The following is a 2,647-nucleotide window of genomic DNA, read 5'->3' on the forward strand; positions in this document are numbered from 1 at the left end:
ATGTCGTCCCGGTGGGCGGAGTGGTCGCCGCCGATGTGGATCTCCTCGGCCGCCGACAGCGGGTCCGCGGTCGAGGAGCGGTCGTAAGTCGTTGTCTGCGAATCGTCCACGAGTTCGGCGTCCACGATCTCGGGCGTGTCCTGTTCGTTCGCGGGGGAGGCGGTCCGGCCGTCGGAGGCGTGGGCCGCGTCGCGGGGCGCGCTGCCGTTGCGCTCGAACTTGTCGACGAAGTTACGGATTCGGGATTCGGTGCTCATCGGAGGGCGCCTTTCTCGGTGGGGACATCGGTGGTGGTGTTCGTGCCCGGGTGGGTGTTCGCGCCCGTGATCTCCGCGCCCGTGATCTTCTCGGCGCCGACGAGGTCGAGGAACAGGGTGCGGTAGGCGACGAGGGCGGTGCGCAGGTCCTCGGTGGCCGTCTCCGAGCCCGCGCGGGCATTCGAACTCGCGCGGGCGGTTTCGCGGCCGCGGCGGTAGTGCTCGAGCGCCTCGGCATGCGCGACGGACAGGTCGGCCAGCCGCTGCTCGTGGTCGCCGGTCGGGTAGCCGCGCTCGGTGGCCACGGCGGTGACGAGGCGGTCGGCCTCGGCGAGCGCGCCGCGCGGATCGTCGACGAAACGTTCTTGGGCGGCAACCCATTCGGCGGTGTAGTGGCGCTTGCGTTCCTCGGGCAGCGGACGCAGGTCGAGTTCGGCGTGACGCTGCTGGCGCCTGCGCAGTTCGCGTTCGGCGGCGGCTCGGTCGTCGGCCTCGGCGACGATGCGGTCGTATTCGGGGCCGAACCTGCGGCGCAGGCGCGAGCTGCGCACTTTCGGCAGGACCAGCAGCAGGACCGCTACGGCGGCGAGGACCGCCACGACCAGCGCGATCAGCACGGAGGTGGACACGGGATTCTCCTTCGTCGGGCGTGTGGTGGTGGCATGCCTCGAAATCCGAAGTCGAAACACCCGTCTTTCCGACCGGGTGGTCCGAGTTCGGTTCGGCCGCACTCGTGTTCAGGGGTGTTGCGAAAGGCCGACGGCACGGGAAAGCGGCGGGAACCCGCGGCGGCCGCGAATCGTCTGTATATGTGGACAGACTGCAGGGCGCGATCTGTCGGCGCGAACGGCCACGCGGTGATCGCGTGCACGAGGAGAGGCGGGGGAGATGGCGGTGCGGACGTCGGCGAGGAGAACCGGGCTGTGGGTCGGCACCGGGGTGCTCGTGCTCGTGCTCGCGGTGGCGGCCGTGGCCGGGGCGCTGTGGTGGACCGGCCGTGGCGAACCGGCGTTGGCCGGAGAGCGGCTGAGCGGCTTCCCCGCCATCGACCGGTCGGTGCTCGACGCCGACCAGTCGGCCCTGGTCGAGGTGCTCGAGCGGGAGTTCGCCGATCCCGGCGCCGGGCCGGACTACGCCGAAGGGGTCGTCGAGCCCTGGTGCGCGGACTTCGTCAGCTGGGTCATGCGCGAGGCGGGCAGGCCGCTGTCGAACCCGAACTCCGGCTCATGGCGCATCCCCGGGGTGTACACGCTGCAGGAGTACTACGAGAGCATCGGGCGGTTCACCCCCATCGGGGCCGGCTACCAGCCGCGCACCGGTGACGTGCTGCTCTACGGCCCGGCCAGCGAGTTCGGCCAGCACACCAACATCGTGTTCGACGCCCAGGGCGACACGGTCACCACGATCGGCGGTAACGAACTCGGCAAAGTGAGTATTCACCGGTTCCGGCTCGGCGACGTCACCGATGTCGTGGGCTATGGGCGGTTCTGAGGAATCCATTGCGCATCTACTATGGGTGGTGACAGTGCCCGGCAGCGCTGTCGACAAGGGCCCTGTCCTGCCCGCCCCTCATCGGCAGGACAGGGCCCGCCCCGGCCGGCCCCGTCGGTGATCCCCACCCGGTGCGACCCGGCCCGTGGTCGCGCCGCGCTCCGGCCGCTCCCGTCGCGTACCGTGTCGGATGTCCGTGCGGAGGTGGGAGTTGGCGGTAGAGCTCATGCAGCGCAGTGTGGAGCACCGGGAGGAGCCGAACTGGATCGGCTACGCCGAGTTCGGGGAACGCTTCGTCGAGCACGCGGTCACCGAGCAGCGCATCATCGCGGCGATCTCCGGCATGGTCGGCCAGGGCGTTAGCCTCGGCCCGGTCAACATCGGGCCAGCGGGCCTGGCGGGTTTCCTGGCCGAGGGCAGGGTCGGCACGCCGAGGATCGCCCGCCACGACGAGGCCGTGGTCTACCACGTGACGGTGCCGGTCACCCTGGCGGTGAAGGTGCTGCTCGGCGGCAAGCCGCTGCGGCTGGAGGCCGTCGTCGAGATCGACCTGACCCTGCGGGCCCGCACCGCCGCGCCGGTGCTCATCGTCATCGACATCCCCCCGATCGAGCCCGAGCACGTCGACTTCCTGGTCCGCGCCTCCGCGGTGGACGCCGCCCTGGAGTGGGCGTTGGAGCCCATCGCGGGCCTGGTCCGGCGTGAGGTTGCCCAGCGGGTCACCGCCATGCTGGCCGAACCGCGCGCCCGGCGCGCCCGCATCTTCGACATCGAGTCGCTGGTGGACGGCCGGCGCGCCCGCGGCCCGATGCCCGATCGGTTCGAGTGGATCGACTACGGCGAGTTCGGCCGCAAGTTCTTCGAGCGGGTCGTCACCCCCCCCCCCCTCGGCGAGGGGG

3 protein-coding genes and 1 pseudogene are annotated in these 2,647 nt (G+C 71.1%); 2 read left to right on the plus strand and 2 right to left on the minus strand.

Annotation, left to right across the window (positions count from 1 at the left end):
* Both QH283_RS25910 and QH283_RS25915 read right to left on the minus strand, forming a co-directional pair.
* Positions 1-257: hypothetical protein (locus QH283_RS25910; RefSeq protein WP_280505551.1), on the minus strand; the 257-nt coding region annotated here is incomplete at its 3' end.
* Entirely contained in the window at positions 254-886 is a 633-nt protein-coding gene (locus QH283_RS25915) for a hypothetical protein (RefSeq protein ID WP_280505552.1), read from the minus strand. The genes QH283_RS25915 and QH283_RS25910, both read right to left, overlap by 4 nt.
* A 259-nt stretch (positions 887-1,145) precedes the next feature.
* On the opposite strand from QH283_RS25915, the gene QH283_RS25920 reads away from it, so the two are divergent.
* The gene (locus QH283_RS25920; RefSeq protein WP_280505553.1) at positions 1,146-1,748 is read left to right on the plus strand and encodes a CHAP domain-containing protein; all 603 of its coding nucleotides are present in this window, start codon (positions 1,146-1,148) and stop codon (positions 1,746-1,748) included.
* A gap of 190 nt (positions 1,749-1,938) precedes the next feature.
* Positions 1,939-2,647 (plus strand): annotated as a pseudogene (locus QH283_RS25925) (hypothetical protein); the annotation flags it as partial.

This window comes from Nocardia farcinica (assembly GCF_029867845.1).
GTDB lineage: Bacteria > Actinomycetota > Actinomycetes > Mycobacteriales > Mycobacteriaceae > Nocardia > Nocardia farcinica_A.

Coding starts and splice junctions, on each gene's coding strand:
- QH283_RS25920 (WP_280505553.1), top strand. CDS start 1,146: ATGGCGGTGCGGACGTCGGCGAGGAGAACCGGGCTGTGGGTCGGCACC.